The following is a 19,095-nucleotide window of genomic DNA, read 5'->3' on the forward strand; positions in this document are numbered from 1 at the left end:
ATCGGCGGCATCACCCTGCAAAACGCCCCCGAGGTCCTCGAGACCGGCGCCGGCCTCGCCGTCCTCTCTGCCGTCATGTCCGCTGCCGCCCCGGTGGCGGTCGTGCAAGAACTGATGCGTATCGCAGGCAGAGGAGGAGGGTGTCGGCGCTAGCCCGCACGGCCAGCTGCCATCCCATCGCAGCGGCGACTGCTGGGAGAGGGGAGCGTGGGCGGTGGCGCCAGCCTTGAACGCCCTACCACCCGCCGACCTACGCAGCCGCGGCCCCGCGACGATCATGCACCCCGCCCGTTCGGCATGGCCGCGGCGTTCACCAGCCAGCCACCGTCCACGCTCCCCTCTCCCACTCCTGCCCCGATGCAGAAAACGCCTCGCATCCGCAACGGACACGAGGCGTTTCCGGTAAAGTCGCCGGCAGCGACCTACTCTCCCAGGGCGTCCCCGCCCAAGTACCATCGGCGCTGAGGGGCTTAACTGCTGGGTTCGGGATGGGACCAGGTGTTTCCCCCTCGCTAAAGCCGCCGGCAATCCGGGATCCGGCTCACGAGTCGAGTGCAGGGCGATCGAGCGCGCTGAAGCGCTTATCGACCTCATATGAAGATATGGATCAAGCCTCACGGACGATTAGTACGGCTCGGCTGAGACGCTCGCACGCCTTACACCTGCCGCCTATCAACGCAGTCGTCTCCTGCGGTCCTTCAGGCACCTTGCGGTGCGGGAGATCTCATCTTGAAGTAGGCTTCCCACTTAGATGCTTTCAGCGGTTATCCCTTCGCGACATAGCTACCCTGCGATGCCCCTGGCGGGACAACAGGTACACCAGCGGTCACTCCACTCCGGTCCTCTCGTACTAGGAGCGGCTCTTCTCAAATCTCCAACGCCCACGGCGGATACAGACCGAACTGTCTCACGACGTTCTAAACCCAGCTCGCGTACCGCTTTAACGGGCGAACAGCCCGACCCTTGGGACCTTCTCCGGCCCCAGGATGCGATGAGCCGACATCGAGGTGCCAAACCGCCCCGTCTATGTGAACTATCGGGGGCGATAAGCCTGTTATCCCCGGCGTACCTTTTATCCGTTGAGCGACGGCCCTTCCATTCGGAACCGCCGGATCACTAAGGCCAACTTTCGTTCCTGCTCGACCCGTCGGTCTCGCAGTCAAGCTCCCTTATGCCTTTGCACTCTTCGCGCGATTGCCGACCGCGCTGAGGGAACCTTTGCGCGCCTCCGTTACCTTTTGGGAGGCGACCGCCCCAGTCAAACTACCCGCCTGACACTGTCCCCAAACCGGTTTCACGGTCCCAGGTTAGAATCCAGACATCGCAAGGGTGGTATTTCACCAATGGCTCCACAGAACCTGGCGGCCCTGCTTCAATGCCTCCCACCTATCCTACACAGACGGTGCCCGAACCCAATATCAGGTTGTAGTAAAGGTGCACGGGGTCTTTTTGTCCTGCCGCGGGTACTCGGTATCCTCACCGAGACTCCAATTTCGCCGAGCTCTTGGTTGAGACAGTGCCCAAGTCGTTACGCCATTCGTGCAGGTCGGAACTTACCCGACAAGGAATTTCGCTACCTTAGGACCGTTATAGTTACGGCCGCCGTTTACCGGGGCTTCATTTCAGAGCTTCGCCGAAGCTAACCCTTCCATTTAACCTTCCGGCACCGGGCAGGCGTCAGTGCCTATACGTCGTCTTGACGACTTTGCAGACACCTGTGTTTTTACTAAACAGTCGCTTGGGCCGATTCTCTGCGGCCGGTTTCGGCTCTCCTGCGCGAGGCAGGGTCACCTACCGCCGGCTCCCCTTCTCCCGAAGTTACGGGGACATTTTGCCGAGTTCCTTAACCAAGACTCACTCGAGCGCCTGAGGCTACTCGCCTCGCCCACCTGTGTCGGTTTGCGGTACGGTCACACGTACTCCTCGTCCACGAAGCTTTTCTTGGCAGTACGATTACGGTCCCTTAGCGAAGTCCTAAGACTTCTTCGGCATCGGATCTCGGCTTCACCGGGCGGATTTGCCTACCCGGAAACGCCTACCTCCTTACATCGTTCATGTCCATTGAAACGACGGACCTTTCACCTCTGCGTCCCTCCGCAGACTCAAGCGCAGTATCGTGTGGTACGGGAATGTTGACCCGTTTTCCATCGGCTACGCCTTTCGGCCTCACCTTAGGGGCCGACTAACCCTGAGCTGATTGGCATGGCTCAGGAAACCTTGGGCTTACGGCGACAAGGGTTCTCACCTTGTTTCTCGCGTACTCATTCCGGCATTCTCACTTGCCTGCGCTCCACGGGTAGCCTTCCGGCCCCGCTTCACTGCTCAGGCAACGCTCCCCTACCCCGCGCGCGGATGCGCGCAGCCTTAGCTTCGGTGGCTAACTTGAGTCCCGACCATTATCGGCGCAGATCCGCTTGACTGGTGAGCTATTACGCACTCTTTCAAGGATGGCTGCTTCTAAGCCAACCTCCCAGTTGTCTCCGCAAATCCACCACCTTTGTCACTTAGCTAGCACTTGGGGACCTTAGCTGAAGGTCTGGGCTCTTTCCCTCTCGCGCACGAACATTATCGCACGTGCACTTCCTCCCTGAGACCAACTAACGGGCATTCGGAGTTTAGTAGGGGTTGGTACCCGGTTTAGGGCCCTAGCCCTTCCAGTGCTCTACCTCCCGCAGTCTACACTCAGAGGCGATACCTAAATATCTTTCGGGGAGAACCAGCTATCTCCAGGTTTGATTGGCCTTTCACCCCTATCCACAGCTCATCCGAGCAGTTTTCAACCCACAACGGTTCGGTCCTCCACGAAGCATTACCCTCGCTTCAACCTGGCCATGGATAGATCACTCTGGTTTCGGGTCTGTCCCCAGCAACTATACGCCCAGTTAAGACTCGCTTTCGCTTCGGCTCCGCCGCTGAACGGCTTAACCTCGCTACTGAGGAACAACTCGCCGGATCATAATGCAAAAGGCACGCGGTCACCCGACATCTCTCACGAAGAGAGGGTCGAGCTCCCACCGCTTGTAGGCACACGGTTTCAGGATCTGTTTCACCCGCCTCCCGGCGTACTTTTCATCTTTCCCTCACGGTACTCGTTCGCTATCGGTCACGGACGTGTATTTAGCCTTGGCAGGTGGTCCTGCCGGATTCAATCGGGATTTCACGTGTCCCGACCTACTCAGGAATGGTCCAGAGATCGCGACGTCGGCTTCGCCTACGGGGCTGTCACCCTCTATGGCTTGGCTTTCCAGACGGATTCGACTCACCGTCGTGCGACGCTCCGAGAGCCGGCAGACTCTCACGAACCACCCTCCTACCCCATGGAAGCAACGGCTGCCGCCTTGACACCTCCATGGTTTGGGCTCTTCCCCGTTCGCTCGCCGCTACTGAGGGAATCACGGTTGTTTTCTCTTCCTCGAGGTACTTAGATGTTTCAGTTCCCTCGGTTCGCTTCCCAACGCCTATGTATTCAGCGAAGGGATGACCGGGCATCACCCCGGCCGGGTTTCCCCATTCGGAAATCCAGGGATTAACGCTTGCTTGCAGCTACCCCTGGCTTATCGCAGCTTGCCACGTCCTTCATCGCCAGTCCGTGCCTAGACATCCACCCTGTGCCCTTGATCGCTTGATCCATCTTCGTTGACGGCATCAAGCACCTCAGACGCACTCGGCGCCCAGCACTCTCACTCGCTACCAGATTGTCAAAAAAGCGGACCCGCAAGACGCCCCAAGGCGCCCGCAGGGAAGACGGGTAAAATAGGCCTGGTTCGGAGGGGCGTCAAGCACCCCCCCCGGGGACCCCCAGGAGATCAGCCTTCCGCCGTCGGCTCCACCTCTTCCGCGAGGACGGCGACGGTGTTGTCCAAGACCTGCAGGAAGCCCCGCGCAACGCGGAACCGGCGCGGGCCGTCGTCCGTGCGGATGCGAAGCAGGCCCTCGCCCAGCAGGACGACCATCGGGGCGTGGCCGTACAGAATCCCCAGTTCGCCGTCGTGCGCCGGGGCGATGACCGAGGTCGCGGCGCCGGAGAAGGCGGCGGCCGACGGGGAGATCACCGTGACGCGCAGTCGCCGGTCGGCGGACGGCGTCGCCGTCATGCGGCCTCCGCCTCCAGCTTCCTCGCCTGCTCGATCGCCTCCTCGATGCCGCCGACCATGTAAAACGCCTGTTCCGGCAGGTGGTCGAACTCCCCCTCGACGACGCGCTCGAACGACTCGATCGTCGTCTCCAGCGGGACGTAGCGGCCCGGGATGCCCGTGAACTGCTCGGCCACGTGGAAGGGCTGCGACAGGAACTTCTGGATCCGCCGGGCCCGGTTCACGATGACCTTGTCCTCCTCGGAGAGTTCATCCATCCCGAGGATCGCGATGATGTCCTGCAGGTCCTTGTAGCGCTGCAGCGTGCGCTGCACCGCCGTGGCCACGCGGTAGTGCCGCTCGCCCAGGAACTGCTCGCTGAGGATGCGGCTGCTGGAGTCGAGCGGGTCCACGGCCGGGTAGATGCCGAGTTCGGCGATCTGGCGCGAGAGGACGGTCTGGGAGTCGAGGTGCGTGAAGGCCGCGGCCGGCGCCGGATCCGTGAGGTCGTCCGCCGGCACGTAGATCGCCTGCACCGAGGTGATCGAACCGCGGGTGGTCGAGGTGATCCGCTCCTGGAGGTTGCCCATCTCGGTGGCGAGCGTCGGCTGGTAGCCCACCGCGCTCGGCATGCGGCCGAGCAGCGCGGACACCTCGGAGCCGGCCTGGCTGAAGCGGAAGATGTTGTCGATGAAGAGGAGCACGTCGAGCCCCTCCACGTCGCGGAAGTACTCCGCGACGGTGAGGCCGGTGAGCCCCACGCGCAGGCGCGCGCCCGGCGGCTCGTTCATCTGTCCGTAGATGAGGGCCGTCGAGTCAATAACGCCGGACTCCTTCATCTCGAGCCAGAGGTCGTTCCCCTCCCGGGTGCGCTCGCCCACGCCGCAGAAGACGGAGCGGCCGCCGTGCTCCTGCGCGATGTTGTTGATGAGCTCCATGATGATGACGGTCTTGCCGACGCCGGCCCCGCCGAAGAGTCCCGTCTTGCCGCCCTTCACGTAGGGGGCGATGAGGTCGACGACCTTGATCCCGGTGACGAAGATCTCCGTCTTCGGCTCGAGGTTCTGGAGGCTGGGCGCCTTGCGGTGGATGGGCCAGCGCTCCGTCGCCTCGACCGGCCCCATCTCGTCGACGGGCTCGCCGAGGACGTTGAGGATGCGGCCCAGCGACGCCTCGCCGACGGGCGCCGAGATGGGGTGTCCCGTGTCCACGACTTCCATCCCGCGCGTCACGCCGTCCGTCGCGTCCATGGCGACGGCGCGCACCTGGTTGCGGCCGATGTGCTGCGCCACCTCGCACACGAGATCGTGCACGGTCCCGTCATCATCCTCCCAGGACAGGGAGAGCGCGTTGTAGATCTCCGGCAGGTGCTCGGGCTCGAACTCCGCGTCGATCGTGGGCCCGATGACCTGCACGACCTTGCCTGTGCCTCGTTCGGTCGATCCTTCAGACATATGTCAGCCTCATGGCTTATCGGTTCTCGGGGGCGCCGCCGCCCCGTCGCTGTTCGTCCGCTATCCGTCCAACGCGTCCGCGCCGCCGATGATCTCCGCGATCTGATTCGTGATCTCGGCCTGGCGGGCGCGGTTGTACGTCCGCCGCAGGTTATCGAGGAAGTCGTTGGCGTTGTCCGTCGCCGACTTCATCGCCGTCCGACGGGCCGCCTGCTCCGCCGCCGCCGTCTCCAGGAGGGCGCTGTACGTCGAGTTCGTCACGTAGAGCGGCAGGAGATGGTCGAGGATGCCCTCCTCCGACGGGTCCAGGATGTAGAAGGGCTGCGGACCCTTGCGCGCCTCGCCCACGCCGACGGGCAGGACCTGACGGACGGCCGGCGGCGTGCTGACCATGTTCCGGAATTCCGCGAAGACGAGCCGCACCGCGTCGAGTTCGCCGGCCACGAAGCGGGCGGCGAGTTCCCCGATCAGACTCCGCGCGTCGTCCACCGCCGGAGGATCCCCCAGGTCGTTGCGGGTGAGCGCCATCCCGACGCCCCGAAAGCGGAAATAGGAGATCCCCTTGTTGCCGTAGACGTGGAACTCCACCTCGGCCCCCGCCGCCTCCAGCTCGCGGAGCTGCGCCTGCGCGGTCCGGATGAGGTTCGCGTTGAAGGCGCCGCACAGCCCGCGATTGCTCGTCAGGAGCACGAGCGCGGCCCGCTCGATGCGCGCGGGCTGGCGCAGCAGGGGCTGCGATTCCGCCAGGTCCGGCGTGGCGAGCCGGGCGATCATGTCCATCAGTTCGGCCGAGTAGGGACGTGCGCGGATCACCCGCCCCTGCGCCTGCGCGAGCTTGGCGGTCGCGACCATCTCCATGGTGCGCGTGATCTTCTTCGTGCTGTCGACGGACTTCATCCGCCGATAGATGTCCCTCGACTTGCTCATGCCGCGGCTTCCGCAGCGTCCTCTCGGGAGGCGCCGTCGTGCACGAACGTGTCCGAGTAGGACTCGATCGCCTGGCGGAGCGCCGCCTCCGTCTCGTCGGACATCACCCTTTCGTCACGGATCGCCTCGCCGACCTCCGGATGATTCGTGCCCATGTACTCGAGGAATCCGACCTCCCAGCCACGAATCCTCGACACATCCATGTCGTCGAGGAACCCCTGCGTGGCCGCGAAGATCACCATGACCTGCTCCTCGACCGGCATCGGCTCGTACTGGCCCTGCTTCAGGATCTCGACGGTGCGCCGGCCCCGGTCCAGCTGCCGCTGCGTCGCGGCGTCCAGCTCGGTGCCGAACTGCGCGAAGGCCTCGATCTCGCGGAACTGCGCCAGGTCCAGCCGCAGGCGTCCGGCGACCTTCTTCATCGCCTTGATCTGCGCGTTTCCGCCCACGCGCGAGACCGAGATCCCCACGTTCACGGCCGGCCGCACGCCCGAGTAGAAGAGGTCGGTCTCGAGGAAGATCTGGCCGTCCGTGATCGAGATCACGTTCGTCGGGATGTAGGCGGACACGTCGCCGGCCGCCGTCTGGATGATCGGGAGCGCGGTCAGCGAACCGCCGGGCTTCCTGATGTCCGGGTGGCCGGCGATCGCTTCCGGATCGTTGCTGATCTTGGCCGCCCGCTCGAGCAGGCGGCTGTGCAGGTAGAAGACGTCGCCGGGGTACGCCTCGCGGCCCGGGGGGCGCCGCAGGATGAGCGACGCCTCGCGGTAGGCATCCGCCTGCTTCGTGAGGTCGTCGTAGATGACGAGGACGGCCTTCCCTTCCTCGTACATGAAGTACTCGCCGATCGCGCACGCGGCGTAGGGGGCCATGAACTGCATCGGCGCGGGCTCCGACGCGTTCGCGGCCACGACGACGGTGTAGTCGAGCGCACCCTCCTCGCGAAGCTTTTCGACGATGCCGGCGACCGTCGAACCCTTCTGCCCGATCGCGCAGTAGACGCAGATGACGTCCTCGCCCTTCTGGTTGATGATCGCGTCGATCGCCACGGCCGTCTTGCCCGTGCCCCGGTCCCCGATGATCAGCTCGCGCTGGCCGCGGCCGATCGGAATCATGGAGTCGATCGCCTTGAGGCCCGTCTGCAATGGCTCGTTCACCGGCTGGCGGTACACGATGCCGGGCGCCTTCCGGTCGACCTTCATGTAGGTCACGGTCTCGATCGGCCCGCGGCCATCGCGCGGCTGCCCCAGCGTGTCCACGACGCGGCCCAGAATCTCCGGGCCGACGGGCACGGAGAGGACGCGACCGGTGCGGCGCACCGGATCTCCCTCCTTGAGGGCCAGATAGTCGCCGAGGATCACGGCGCCGATGTTGTCTTCCTCGAGGTTCGAGGCGAGACCGATCACGGAGACCCCGGTGTCGCGGGACGTGATCTCGAGCATCTCGTTGGCGACGCACGTCGAGAGGCCCCAGATGCGGGCCACGCCATCCTTCACCTCGAGGACCTCGCCCACCTCCTCGACCCGGAGCTCCTCCTCGTAGCGGTCGATCTGCTCGAGCAGGGCCTTCTTGATCTCGCTCGCTCGAAGGGAGCTGTCGAAACCTGTCATCGTCTTCTCTTCTCTGTTTTTCGTTACCGGCTGTTCGTTACCGGCGGCTCAGTACAGTTCGCGCCGCATCTGCTCGAGCTGCCGCCGCAGCGAGGCGTCCAGCAACTCGTCGCCGACGCGGATGATCACGCCGCCGAGAATCTTCGGGTCCTCGTGGAACTCGGGGACGACCTCCCGCTCGAAGCGCCGCTCCAGCGCCGAAACGACTTCGTTCCGGACGCGGTCATCCGCCGCGAAGGGCAGCGTCACGGTGGCGCGGACCCGTCCCGCCTTCTCGTCGAGAAGATCGCGGTAGGCGCGCCCGATGCCCGGAAGGGCCCGCTGCCGGTGGCGATCCAGGATGACGAGCAGAAAGCGTACGAAAAGATCCGGGGCCCGCCCGGAAAGGGCCGCCTGGATCGCCTCCTTCTTCTCGAACAGCGACACGGCCGGCACTTCCAGGAAACGCTGGAAGTCCGGGACGTCCGCGTACAGGTCGCCGACCTCCTCGATCAGCCGCCCGTACTCGGCCTCGCTCCCGTCCCGCGCCGCGAGTTCGAACAGGGTCGTCGCGTAGTTGCGGGCCACCGCCGACGCGCTCATGAGTTCGTCACCGGTCCGCTAGACGTCCGACACGAACTCGTGGACGAGACGCCGATTCTCCTCGGCGTCCAGCCGCGCCCGGATCAGCCGCTCGGAGGCCGCCAGCGCGAGGTCCACGGCATCCCGCCGGATCTCCTCGCGCAGCAGGTCCCGCTCGTGTCCGATCTCGCGGCGCGCGTCATCGAGCATCTGCGCCTGCTGCGCCCGCGCCTCCTCCAGCATCTCCTTGCGGAGGCCGTCGGCGTGCTGGCGGGCGTTCTCGAGCATCTCGCGAGCTTCGCTGCGGGCCGCTTCGAGCGAGGCCTCCTGCTGCGAGAGCAACCCCTTCGCCTCATCGCGCGCGGAAAGGGCATCGTCGATCGCGCCCTGGATCTTCGCGTGCCTCTGCTCGAGTCCGCCCGCGATGAGCGGGAAGACCCATTTCGCCAGGACGAGGAGCGTGACCACGAACAGAATCCAGGTCCACACCACGAGCCCCAGATTGAGCGAGAAGATCCCCGTCTCCGCCTGGGCGGCCAGCTTCGCCGGCGCCGCGAAAGCCCAGAGCGCGCCGAGACCGGCGAGACGCATCAGAGGCCGCCGCGGATGAAGCCGGCGATCACGAGTCCGAACAGCGCCACACCCTCGATGAACACGGCGAGCACGATCGCGCCGGTCTGGATGGTCTGCGCCTCCTCGGGCTGGCGGGCCATCGCTTCCGTCATGCGCCCGCCGATGAGACCGATTCCGATACCGGCTCCGAGCACCGAGAGTCCGCCCCCGACGATGGCGAGACCGACCGCGAGGCCGTCTCCCGTCGACATGCCCTGCAGCAGCGTCAACATGTTCAGCATCGTATGCTCCAGTTTCCTTTCTCTGTCGGGGGTTCGAACGACACCCCCCGTTCCGTCCGCGCCTCCCCGGCGCGGAAGTTGCCCGCGGACCCCTCCGGGTCAGTGCGCGTGGCGAATCAACCCGATGAACACCGAGACCAGCATCGCGAAGATGTACGCCTGAAGGAGCGCGATGAAGATCTCCAGCATCATCACGAACAGCGCGAGGCCCATGGACCCCAGAATCGTCACGGCGCCGACTGTCGTCCCGAACAATCCCTGACCGACCATCGAGCCGTAGGTGAGGATGAGACCCATGAAGGCGAGGATGACGAAGTGTCCCGCCGTCATGTTGGCGAAGAGCCGGATCGCGAGCGCCATGATCTTCGAGAACTTCGCGATCAGTTCGACCGGGGCCATGATGAGCAGCGTGACCGGCTTCAGCGGCCCGGGAAGCCCGGGCGGGAGGAAGAACACGGTCTTCGCGTAGCCCAGCGGGCCGAGGGCGATGAACCCCGCGGTCTCGATCACGACGAGCGCGATGATCGCGAGCGCGGCCGTGACCATGATGTTCCCCGTCGCCGTCGCGCCGAAGGGGATGAGGCCGAGCAGGTTCGCGTAGAGGATGAAGAAGAAGAAGGTGATGACGAGGGGGACGAACCTCTCTCCCCCACGGCCGATGTTGGCCATCACGATGTCATCTCTCAGGTACAGGTAGAAGGCTTCGATCCCGTTGAGGATCCCTCTCGGCGCCTTCTCGCCCTTCTCCAGCCGCTCGGTCGAGCGCGCGGCGATGAACATCGTCACGATCGTGAGGATGGCCGCGAACATCAGGAACAGCACGTGCTTCGTGATCGACAGGTCGATCTCGAGGCCGCCGATATTGAAGGCCGGCAACTGCGGGAGAGGGATCTCGCCGAAGGGTCCGAACTCCCAGATGTTCGAGTCCACGACGTGGTGCATCATGACTTCGGTGCCCCACTCCTCGGCGTGCCCGTCCGCCGCGTGGGCGTCGCCGTGGTGTTCCTGGGCAGCCGCGGCCGCGGGGGCGGCGTGCTCCTGCACCCGCTCCGTCAAACTCCGAAGGGAGGCCATCGATCTATCGAGCACCCGGTTCATCCGGTCGTGCGTTCCGTGTCGAGTTGGTCTTCATTGGTGTTCGCGCGCGTGAGCGCGAGCCACAGCCACAAGGCTTCCGTCCACAACAGCACCAGCATGGCGAGTCCGTATGCGATGGGCAGGTCGGGCGTCGCCGATCCCGTCCATGCGAGTACGCCCGTCACGACCAGCCCTCCCATGCGCAGACCGATCCCGGCCAGCCACGGCCGGATCGCCCGCCGTCCCGCCAGGAGCGCCCGGCTGAGCGGCCAGACCGCGACCACCTGAATCAGCCAGGCCGCGGCGATCCCCCATATCCGCTCGCCATCGCCCAGCCACGCCGCCGCCACCCCCGCCAGCCCCAAAGTGGCCAGCGCATACGTCGGGGTACGCCGCGTCCAGCCGATGGGAACGCCTTTCACTTCCCGCTCACCTCCCGCGGTCCGTCTCCCGGTCGGTCTCATCGGCCGAGGAGCTTTCGCGCCGTGCCGCCAGCCGACCGTACATGCTGTAGCAACCCCCCGCGAACCCCACGAACACGCCGAGGAGGACGAAGAGCGGTGCTGTCCCGAGACGGTCGTCGAGCCAGTTGCCGCCGACCGCGAGGAGCGTGATCGCAAGACCCATCGCGATGCCGAGACTCGCGAGTTCCGTGCCCGCCGCCTTTGCCTGCAGGCGGCCGGCATGCCCCTCGGGTTTCTCGAGTTCAGGCCGCTTCGTCGAACCGGGATGCGGATTCGGCATGGGGAGACACCTCCATCCGGGAGCCCCGCGCCGACCGCTTGTGAAAAATTTCCCAAGCCCAATCTGTTCGCTTGTGAAAAATTTCGCAATGCCGGTTTCGCTTGACGCTGGGCGCTGAAGGCCTAGGTTGCTGCCACCATATTGAAGGCCTCTTGTCAACTCCGAAATGGCCTCGCCGATGCCCGGGTCTCGCATTCCCGCGGCCCCCCTCACCCCTGGAGCCGATTGAGTCTTGGAAGCCGGTCGAAAGGTCGAAACGGATGACGTTCGGCTGCTCGAGGAGTTGGGTCACGCCCGGCGCCTGATCGAGGAGGAGGTCGGGAAGCGGATCATCGGGCAGCGGGAGATCGTCGAGAAGCTGCTCATCACGCTGCTCGCCGATGGACACGCGCTGCTCGTCGGCGTCCCCGGTCTGGCCAAGACGCTGCTCGTCTCGACGCTCGCCGAAACCCTGCACCTGGAATTCAGCCGGATCCAGTTCACCCCGGACCTGATGCCCTCGGACATCACCGGGACGGAGGTTCTCCAGGACGACCAGCGCACGGGGGAGCGCCGTTTCGCCTTCGTCCGGGGGCCGATCTTCGCGGATGTGATCCTGGCGGACGAGATCAACCGGACGCCCCCCAAGACGCAGGCCGCCCTTCTGCAGGCGATGCAGGAGGGGGAGGTCACCGTCGGCAGCGAGACGTTCCCGCTCGGCCGCCCGTTCTTCGTCCTCGCGACGCAGAACCCGATCGAGCAGGAAGGGACGTATCCGCTTCCCGAAGCACAGCTCGACCGCTTCATGTTCGAGCTTCGGATCGGGTATCCGACAGCGGAGGAGGAGTCGGTCATCGCGGACATGGCGTCGAGTGGGCCGCCCGCCCAGGTGAACCCCGTCGTGACCGCGGGCCAGCTGCTCGAATACCAGGCGCTCGTGCAGCGGGTGCCGGCTTCGGAGTCGGTGGTCGGCTACGCGGTGCGGCTGGCGCGGGCGACGCGGCCGCGCGAGGCCTCCTCGCCGGAGTTCGTGCGCCGCATGGTGAGCTGGGGCGCCGGACCGCGGGCCTCGCAGCACACGGTGCTGGCGGCGAAGGCGCGGGCGGCGCTCGATGGCCGTCCCGCCCCCAATCTCGACGACGTACGCGCGGTCGCGCCCGCCGTGCTCCGGCACCGCGTCGTCCCGGGGTTCGAGGCGGAGGCCGAAGGGAAGACCGCGGACGACATCGTCGCGGAGTTGATCGAGCACAGCCGCGGCTGGTAGAACCTGGACGAAACGCGGTAGCGACGGTCAGGCGCCGGTCGCGGCCAACTCCAGATACCGGTCGAGCAGCGCGTCGCCGAACAGGAGGGCGACGGTCGCGCCGAACGCGAGGAAGGTCCCGAAGGGCACGGGCTTCCCCGTTCGGAGCGAGATGGGACCGTAGACGAGGGACCCGGCGAGCGCTCCGAGGAAGATCGTGAGGAGGGCACCGCCGGGACCGAGGAACGCGCCGACCATCGCCATCATCTTCACGTCGCCGCCGCCGAGCGCCGGCTTCCGGAAGGCCTTCTCGCCCAGCCACCCCACCACGTAGAGGAGTCCGAACCCAAGAACCGCGCCGGCGATCGCCGCGAGCGGTCGTGTCGACCCGGGGAGGGCCGAGAGTGCGAGGCCCGCGGCGCACCCGCCGAGGGAGAGGGCATCGGGGATGATGTAGTGGCGGGCGTCGATGACCGCGATCGCGAGGAGGAGCGTGAACAGGACCGCTCCCGTCAGGGCGGTGGCGGAGGTGCCGTACAGCCAGGCCATGCCGCCCCAGGCGAAGGCCGTTGCCAGTTCGATCGCGGGGTAGCGCGCAGAGATGCGGCCGCCGCAGTCGCGGCACTTCGCCCGCAGGAAGATCCATGAGAGGACGGGGAGGTTGTCGCGCCAGCGGATGGTCGCGCGGCACGCCGGGCAGCGGCTGCGCGGGCGCAGGACACTTTCTCCGGCGGGCATCCGGGCGACGCACACGTTGAGGAAGGAGCCCAGGGCGGCGCCGAGCAGCGCGGCGGCCCCGATGATCGCGGGGTCAGCCAAGCGGGCGCCCCGTCCGCATCCGGTCGAGCAGTATCGCGCCGGCCGACGCGACGTTCAGCGACTCCACGCCGCGGGCGAGCGGCACGGAGACGGCGCGGGCGGCGGCGGCGAGGAGGGGGGCGGAGACGCCGTGGGCCTCGCTGCCCAGGGCGAGCGCGACCGGTCCGGACGGCGACGCTTCAAGCGGCGGGGCATCGGCCGCCGCGGCCCATAGCGGGATCCCCCGCCCGGCGAGCCGCTCCAGGGCATCCCCGGTGTCCGTGCGGAAGACGGGGCCGCGGAACGACGCGCCCGCCGAGGCCCGCAGCGCCTTCGGCCCCCAGGGATCCGCGGTCTCGCCGACGCCGATCACGGCGGCCGCTCCGAGCGCGAGGGCGGTGCGCACGAGGACACCGACGTTGCCCGGATCCTGCACGCCGTCGAGCATCACGATCATGCCGTCGTCCACGTCGGCCCAGCCGTACGCCGGCACCTCGCCGATCGCAAGTACGGGCTGCGGCGTGGCGGCATCCGCCAGGGTCCGGACGATCGCTTCGGGCACCGCCTCCGTGCGAACGCCCCGTGCCGCCGCGCGTGCGAGCAGCGTCTGCAGTGCCGGCTCGTCCTCCGCCGCGTCGGCGTGCAGCACGGCGACCGTGCGGCCCGGCCACTCCAGCATCTCGCCGACGAGCCGCCGCCCCTCGGCCAGAAAACGCCCGGTTTCCCGGCGTCCCTTTCCGCGGTGCAGCGACCGCCAGGCCTTGATCTCCGCGCGCGTCGGCATGCCCTTAGTTTACGCGGCGGCTCAACGCGCTGTCATCGCGGCGCGCGGAGCGGCGGCGAGCCGGGCCGCGTGTGCGGACCCTGCGCGTACCTGAACGGAGTGGAGCGTGAACCGGAAGAAAGCGGCGCGGGCGACCGCCCTCACGATCGCGGGGAGCGATTCGGGGGGCGGAGCCGGCATCCAGGCCGACCTCAAGACCTTTCACGCGTTCGGCGTGTTCGGTACGAGCGCGATCACCGCCGTGACCGCGCAGAACACCCTTGGGGTCCAGGCGGTGCAGGCGCTCGACCCGTCGATCGTGCGGCGCCAGATCGAATCGGTGCGGGCGGACCTGCCGCCGGCAGCCGCGAAGACCGGGATGCTCGCCGACGAGGACATCGTGCGGGCGGTCGTCGCGGGGCTGCAGGGCTTCGACGCGCCGCTCGTGATCGACCCGGTGATGGTGGCGACGAGCGGCGACCCGCTGCTCGACCCGGCTGCCGTAGCCGCGATCCTCGAGGAACTCCTGCCGCTCGCGGCCCTGGTCACGCCGAACCTGCCCGAGGCGGAGATCCTCGCCGGACGGCCCGTGCGTACCGAAGACGACATGTCCGGGGCGGCGCAGGCGATCCTCGCGCGTGGTGCCGGGGCCGTGCTCGTCAAGGGCGGACACCTGGACGGCGAGGAAGTCGTGGACCTGTTCCGGGACGGAAGCCGCGAGCGGGTGTGGCGGACGCCCCGCATCCGGACGACGGAGACCCACGGGACGGGCTGCACGCTCTCGGCCGCGATCGCGGCGGGGCTGGCCTCGGGGCTCGCCCTCGAGCCGGCGATCGAACGGGGGCTCGCCTTCACCCACGCCGCCATCGCGGCGGCGCCGGGCCTCGGCTCCGGCCGCGGTCCCCTGGACCACTGGGCCGATCCCGGAGGGCGCTCGCGCGACTGAGGGCGAGACCGCCTCCGCGACGGAAGGCTATTCGCCGTAGGGAACCCAGATGTTCTTGATCTGGGAGGCGTGGCGGAGGAACTCGCGCCCCTCGCCGCCGGAACCGAACCAGTCCCGCGCGCCAGCGGCCTGCGTCCACGTGCGCTTCAGGTTGGAGGCGGAGCGGCGCTCCACGTCGGCGGCCCCTGCGTCCGTCCCGAAGTACCACATCCCGTCCACCGCGTCGTGGCCGGCGAGGGTGGGCCGCAGTTCCTCCTCGATGCCTGTGAGGATGTTGATAACCCCCGCCGGCACATCCGAGGTCTCGAGCACCTGTTGGAAGTCGGTGGCGAGGAGCGGCCAGCGCTCCGAAGCGACGGCAACGACGGCGTTCCCGAGCGCAACGGCCGGGAAAACGCTGGAGATGAAGCCGAGCAGAGCGGGTTCCGGCGGGCAGACCACCGCCATTGCGCCGAGCGGTTCGGGCATGGCGAGGGTGACGTTGCGGAAGGGGGTGCGGTGGACGGCTCCATCCCACTTGTCGGCCCACGCCGCCCACGTGAAGAGGCGCCGTACGGACGTCTCCACCTCGCGGCCGGCCGCTTCCGCGCCACAGCCGGTGAGGGCGCGCAAGCGGTCCTCGAAGGCTCCCCGGCGGGCGTCGAGATTCTCGCCCACGTAGTACAGGATCTGTGCCCGCAGGTGGGCCGTCGTGCGCGCCCAATCCGCGGCGAGCGCCGCCTCCACCGCGTTGCGCGCGTCCTTCCGGTTGCCGCGAGCCACGTCCCCCACCGCGCGGCCCCGGTAATCCAGGACTTCGAGGCTGTAGCCGCCATCCGGCCGGGCCTGCCGGCCACCGATGTAGAGCTTGGCCGTCCGGTCGACCGCGGGTAGCGGCGCGGGGGCGAGGGTCTTCTCTCCGGCACCTTCCCGCCCGTCGTGCCGCGCGTCGTGCCGCCCGTCTTGTTCCGCCGTCTCCGAGTCCTTCAGGGGGGCCGACTCCACGGGCTCGGGGCGCTGGCGGACGTACTCCCGGAGGCCTTCACGGCCGCCCTCGCGGCCGAAGCCGCTCTCGCGGTAGCCGCCGAACCCGGACGCGGCGTCGAATACGTTCGTGCAGTTGATCCACACCGTCCCGGCCTTGATCTGCGAGGCGATGTCGAGGGCGAGGTTGACGTTCTCCGTCCAGACGCTCGCCGCGAGGCCGTAGCGCGTGTTGTTGGCGAGCGCGACCGCCTCGGCGGGGGTGCGAAACGTCATCTGAACCACGACGGGGCCGAAGATCTCGACCTGGGCGATCCGCGCGGCCGGCGACACGTCGGTGCACAGGGTGGGCGGGTAGAACCAGCCGTCCCGCGGGACGCTCCAGGACGGCTGCCAGATCGCGGCGCCCTCCTCGCGGCCCTCCTCGACCAGCGACTCGATCTTCTTCAACTGGACCGGCGCGATGATGGCGCCGATGTCGACGCCCTTGTCGAGCGGAGCCCCCATGCGGAGCGTCTCCATGCGGGCGCGCAGGCGGTCGGCGAGCGCGTCGGCGATCCCTTCGTGGGCGAGGATCCGCGAGCCGGCGCAGCACACCTGGCCCTGGTTGAACCAGATCGCGTCGACCACGCCCTCGACCACGCTGTCGAGGTCCGCGTCGTCGAAGACGAGGAAGGGCGACTTCCCGCCGAGTTCCAGCGAGATCTTCTTGCCGGTCCCCGCCGTCGCCTCGCGGATGAGGCGGCCGACCTCCGTCGAGCCGGTGAAGGCGATCTTGTCCACGTCCGGATGTTCGACGATGGCGGCGCCCGTGCGGCCGTCGCCGGTCACGATGTTGACGACGCCCGGCGGCAGGTCGATCTCGCGGCAGAGTTCCGCGAAGCGGAGCGCGGTCAGCGACGTGAACTCGGCGGGCTTGAGGACGACGGTGTTCCCGGTGGCGAGGGCGGGCGCGACCTTCCACGCGAGCATGAGCAGCGGGAAGTTCCAGGGGATGATCTGGCCCGCGACGCCGAGCGGCTCGCAGTCCGCGAGTTCGGTGTCCATGAGCTGGGCCCAGCCCGCGTGGTGATAGAAGTGCCGCGCGACGAGCGGAATGTCGATGTCGCGCGATTCGCGGATGGGCTTGCCGTTGTCGAGCGTCTCGAGCGTGGCGAAGAGCCGGGAGTGCTTCTGCAGGTGACGGGCGATCGCGTACAGGTAGCGCGCCCGGCCGTGTCCACCGAGGTCCCGCCAAGGGGCCTGGGCCGCCCGTGCCGCCGCCACCGCGCGGTCCACATCGCCGGGGCCGCCCTGCGCGATCTCGCCCAGTTCCGCCTCGTTGCTCGGATCGAGGGTCGCGAAGAACTCGCCGGCCGCCGGTTCGCACCAGGCGCCGCCGATGTAGTGCCCGAAGCGGGGACCCCGTGCGGCGATCCACGCCCGCGCCTCGTCCGCGACCTCCGGGGCGGGACCGTACTCCATCGTCTCGAACAGTTCCGCAATCTTCGGCATCTCCCTCAACCCCCTCTCAGCCTCATCCCGACCCTCATCCCAGAGGGTGCCGGTGGTACGCGGAATACCGCCCCGTCGCCCGGTGCTCCAACTGGCGTTCGATGTCCGCGAGCAGCGAACTCGCGCCGAAGCGGAACAGCGACCGGTCGAGCCATGCCCCGCCCAGTTCTTCCTTCACGAGAATCAGCCACTCCAGCGCCTGCTTCGCCTTCCCCACTCCACCGGCCGGCTTCAGACCTACCTGGAAGCCGGAGAGTCGCCGGTAGGCGCGGATCGCGCGCGCCATCACGAGTCCGACGGGGAGCGTGGCGTTGACCTTCTCCTTGCCGGTCGAGGTCTTGATGAAGTCGGCTCCGGCCATCATGCAGGTCCAGCTCGCGCGGGCGACGTTGCGCAGGCTCCCGAGTTCCCCCGTGGCCATGATCGTCTTCAGGTGGGCCTCGCCGCAGGCTTGGCGGAAGGCGCGGATCTCGTCGTACAGCGCCTCCCAATCGCCGGTGAGCGCGTGGCGGCGGGTGATGACGATGTCGATCTCGCGCGCCCCGGCCTCGACCGCCTCGTGGATCTCGTCGACCCGCTGCGCGAACGGCGTGAGTCCGGCGGGGAAGCCGGCGGCGACCGCGCACACCGGGATGTCGTCGCCGGCGAGCGCTTCGACGACGGCCGGGACCATCGTCGGATACACGCAGACGGAGGCCACGCGCAGGCCGAGATCTTCCGCCCCCAGCGCGCGGAGGAGGTCGGGGCGCACCGGCTGGCGCGCCTTGGCGGCGAGGCGAGCCACCCGTCCCGGGGTGTCGTCGCCGGCTAGCGTCGTGAGGTCGATCATCGTCACGGCGCGGAGGAGCCAGGCGGTCTGCCACTCCTGCTTGATGCTGCGGCGCTTCCCGAGCGTCGCGGCCCGGCGCTCGATCGCGCTGCGGTTCGCCGCCTGCCCCCGAATCAGATCGAGGTCGAGCGGCACCCCGGCGTTGCGCGCGCGCATGGGGACGACACCGGCCTTCGCGTCGGCGCGAACCCGACGGGGAGATGAAGTGGCCCCCCGGGGTGGGAGCCCGCGTCTCGTCGCTCTCGTCATGATTCGTCCACGGGTGCCGATGATCGCTGGAAGATATCCATCGGTAGAATATCGTTCGGACGCCGAGCCCATGCGAATGTACCTCGGGGATGGATTGCCCAGTGTCACTAGACGCTTTACACTACGGTCGATGATCCGGAACTTCCGGCATCGCGGCCTGAAGCGCTTCTACGAACGCGACGACCGCAGCCTGATCGCCCCTGCTCTGCGCCCACTGATGAACGGAGAACCACGATGCCGATGAAGAACCCGCCCCACCCGGGCAAGGTGGTTCGCGTATCCTGCCTCGAACCCCTCGGTCTCACCGTGACGGAGGGCGCGCGAGTGCTCGGCGTGAGTCGGCAGGCGCTCTCCAACCTCGTGAACGGTCGCGCGCGCATCTCGACGGACATGGCGGTGCGGCTCGCGAAGGCCTTCGGCTCCACGACGGGGACCTGGATTCGACTGCAGGCCGCCTTCGACGTGGCCCGGGCACGGGCACGGGAGGACCAGATCGATGTCGAGCGCTACGTTGCGCCGACCGTCTGAGGG

Annotated in this window: 16 protein-coding genes, 2 rRNA genes and 1 pseudogene; 3 read left to right on the forward strand and 16 right to left on the reverse strand. The window is 67.6% G+C overall.

Annotated features, from left to right (window positions below):
* Positions 1-409 precede the first annotated feature (409 nt).
* From rrf to RN743_RS08955, 12 genes are all read right to left on the reverse strand, one after another.
* Positions 410-526, reverse strand: a 5S ribosomal RNA gene (gene rrf / locus RN743_RS08900).
* Between the two features lie 77 nt (positions 527-603).
* Positions 604-3,628, reverse strand: a 23S ribosomal RNA gene (locus tag RN743_RS08905).
* A 178-nt stretch (positions 3,629-3,806) separates the two neighbouring features.
* On the reverse strand, positions 3,807-4,094 hold the full coding sequence (locus RN743_RS08910; protein ID WP_310779102.1) for a F0F1 ATP synthase subunit epsilon: 288 nt from the start codon (positions 4,092-4,094) through the stop codon (positions 3,807-3,809).
* The gene (atpD, locus tag RN743_RS08915; protein WP_310779105.1) at positions 4,091-5,527 is read right to left on the reverse strand and encodes a F0F1 ATP synthase subunit beta; all 1,437 of its coding nucleotides are present in this window, start codon (positions 5,525-5,527) and stop codon (positions 4,091-4,093) included. The genes RN743_RS08910 and atpD overlap by 4 nt, the downstream gene beginning before the upstream one ends.
* A 60-nt stretch (positions 5,528-5,587) precedes the next feature.
* Positions 5,588-6,454: an ATP synthase F1 subunit gamma gene (gene atpG / locus RN743_RS08920; RefSeq protein ID WP_310779108.1), complete on the reverse strand. Its 867-nt coding sequence runs from the start codon at positions 6,452-6,454 to the stop codon at positions 5,588-5,590.
* A complete protein-coding gene (atpA, locus tag RN743_RS08925) occupies positions 6,451-8,064 on the reverse strand; it encodes a F0F1 ATP synthase subunit alpha (protein ID WP_310779111.1) in 1,614 nt (537 codons plus the stop codon). Before atpA ends, atpG begins: the two co-directional genes overlap by 4 nt.
* A 48-nt stretch (positions 8,065-8,112) precedes the next feature.
* Positions 8,113-8,646: an ATP synthase F1 subunit delta gene (gene atpH / locus RN743_RS08930; protein ID WP_310779114.1), complete on the reverse strand. Its 534-nt coding sequence runs from the start codon at positions 8,644-8,646 to the stop codon at positions 8,113-8,115.
* 18 nt (positions 8,647-8,664) lie between these two features.
* Positions 8,665-9,216, reverse strand: coding sequence for a F0F1 ATP synthase subunit B (atpF, locus tag RN743_RS08935; RefSeq protein WP_310779117.1), 552 nt, complete (start codon positions 9,214-9,216; stop codon positions 8,665-8,667).
* Positions 9,216-9,479, reverse strand: coding sequence for an ATP synthase F0 subunit C (locus RN743_RS08940; RefSeq protein WP_310779119.1), 264 nt, complete (start codon positions 9,477-9,479; stop codon positions 9,216-9,218). The genes atpF and RN743_RS08940 overlap by 1 nt, the downstream gene beginning before the upstream one ends.
* Positions 9,480-9,578: 99 nt before the next feature.
* Positions 9,579-10,568 (reverse strand): F0F1 ATP synthase subunit A, encoded by a 990-nt coding sequence (gene atpB, locus RN743_RS08945; RefSeq protein WP_310779122.1) that lies wholly within the window; start codon positions 10,566-10,568, stop codon positions 9,579-9,581.
* Between the two features lie 5 nt (positions 10,569-10,573).
* The gene (locus RN743_RS08950; protein WP_310779125.1) at positions 10,574-10,978 is read right to left on the reverse strand and encodes a hypothetical protein; all 405 of its coding nucleotides are present in this window, start codon (positions 10,976-10,978) and stop codon (positions 10,574-10,576) included.
* A gap of 7 nt (positions 10,979-10,985) precedes the next feature.
* Entirely contained in the window at positions 10,986-11,300 is a 315-nt protein-coding gene (locus RN743_RS08955; protein ID WP_310779127.1) for an AtpZ/AtpI family protein, read from the reverse strand.
* A 232-nt stretch (positions 11,301-11,532) separates the two neighbouring features.
* Here RN743_RS08955 and RN743_RS08960 point away from each other — a divergent pair, with 232 nt between their 5' ends.
* Entirely contained in the window at positions 11,533-12,543 is a 1,011-nt protein-coding gene (locus RN743_RS08960; protein ID WP_310779130.1) for a MoxR family ATPase, read from the forward strand.
* A gap of 27 nt (positions 12,544-12,570) precedes the next feature.
* On the opposite strand, the gene RN743_RS08965 is transcribed toward RN743_RS08960, so the two are convergent.
* Together RN743_RS08965 and RN743_RS08970 are read right to left on the reverse strand one after the other, a co-directional pair.
* Positions 12,571-13,341 (reverse strand): A24 family peptidase, encoded by a 771-nt coding sequence (locus tag RN743_RS08965; RefSeq protein WP_310779133.1) that lies wholly within the window; start codon positions 13,339-13,341, stop codon positions 12,571-12,573.
* Positions 13,334-14,104 carry an RNA methyltransferase gene (locus RN743_RS08970; protein ID WP_310779136.1) on the reverse strand — a complete coding sequence of 257 codons (771 nt, stop codon included), beginning with the start codon at positions 14,102-14,104 and terminating at the stop codon, positions 13,334-13,336. Before RN743_RS08970 ends, RN743_RS08965 begins: the two co-directional genes overlap by 8 nt.
* A 106-nt stretch (positions 14,105-14,210) precedes the next feature.
* Here RN743_RS08970 and thiD point away from each other — a divergent pair, with 106 nt between their 5' ends.
* Positions 14,211-15,029 carry a bifunctional hydroxymethylpyrimidine kinase/phosphomethylpyrimidine kinase gene (thiD, locus tag RN743_RS08975; RefSeq protein ID WP_310779139.1) on the forward strand — a complete coding sequence of 273 codons (819 nt, stop codon included), beginning with the start codon at positions 14,211-14,213 and terminating at the stop codon, positions 15,027-15,029.
* A gap of 27 nt (positions 15,030-15,056) precedes the next feature.
* On the opposite strand, the gene RN743_RS08980 is transcribed toward thiD, so the two are convergent.
* A complete protein-coding gene (locus tag RN743_RS08980) occupies positions 15,057-17,486 on the reverse strand; it encodes an aldehyde dehydrogenase family protein (protein ID WP_310779142.1) in 2,430 nt (809 codons plus the stop codon).
* Between the two features lie 34 nt (positions 17,487-17,520).
* Complete coding sequence (gene deoC, locus RN743_RS08985) at positions 17,521-18,471, reverse strand: deoxyribose-phosphate aldolase (protein WP_310779145.1); 951 nt, start codon at positions 18,469-18,471, stop codon at positions 17,521-17,523.
* Between the two features lie 294 nt (positions 18,472-18,765).
* Here deoC and RN743_RS08990 point away from each other — a divergent pair.
* Positions 18,766-19,092 (forward strand): annotated as a pseudogene (locus RN743_RS08990) (HigA family addiction module antitoxin); the annotation flags it as partial.
* Between the last annotated feature and the right edge of the window lie 3 nt (positions 19,093-19,095).

Origin of the sequence: Candidatus Palauibacter scopulicola (genome assembly GCF_947581915.1) — a bacterium.
In the GTDB taxonomy this organism is placed as follows: domain Bacteria; phylum Gemmatimonadota; class Gemmatimonadetes; order Palauibacterales; family Palauibacteraceae; genus Palauibacter; species Palauibacter scopulicola.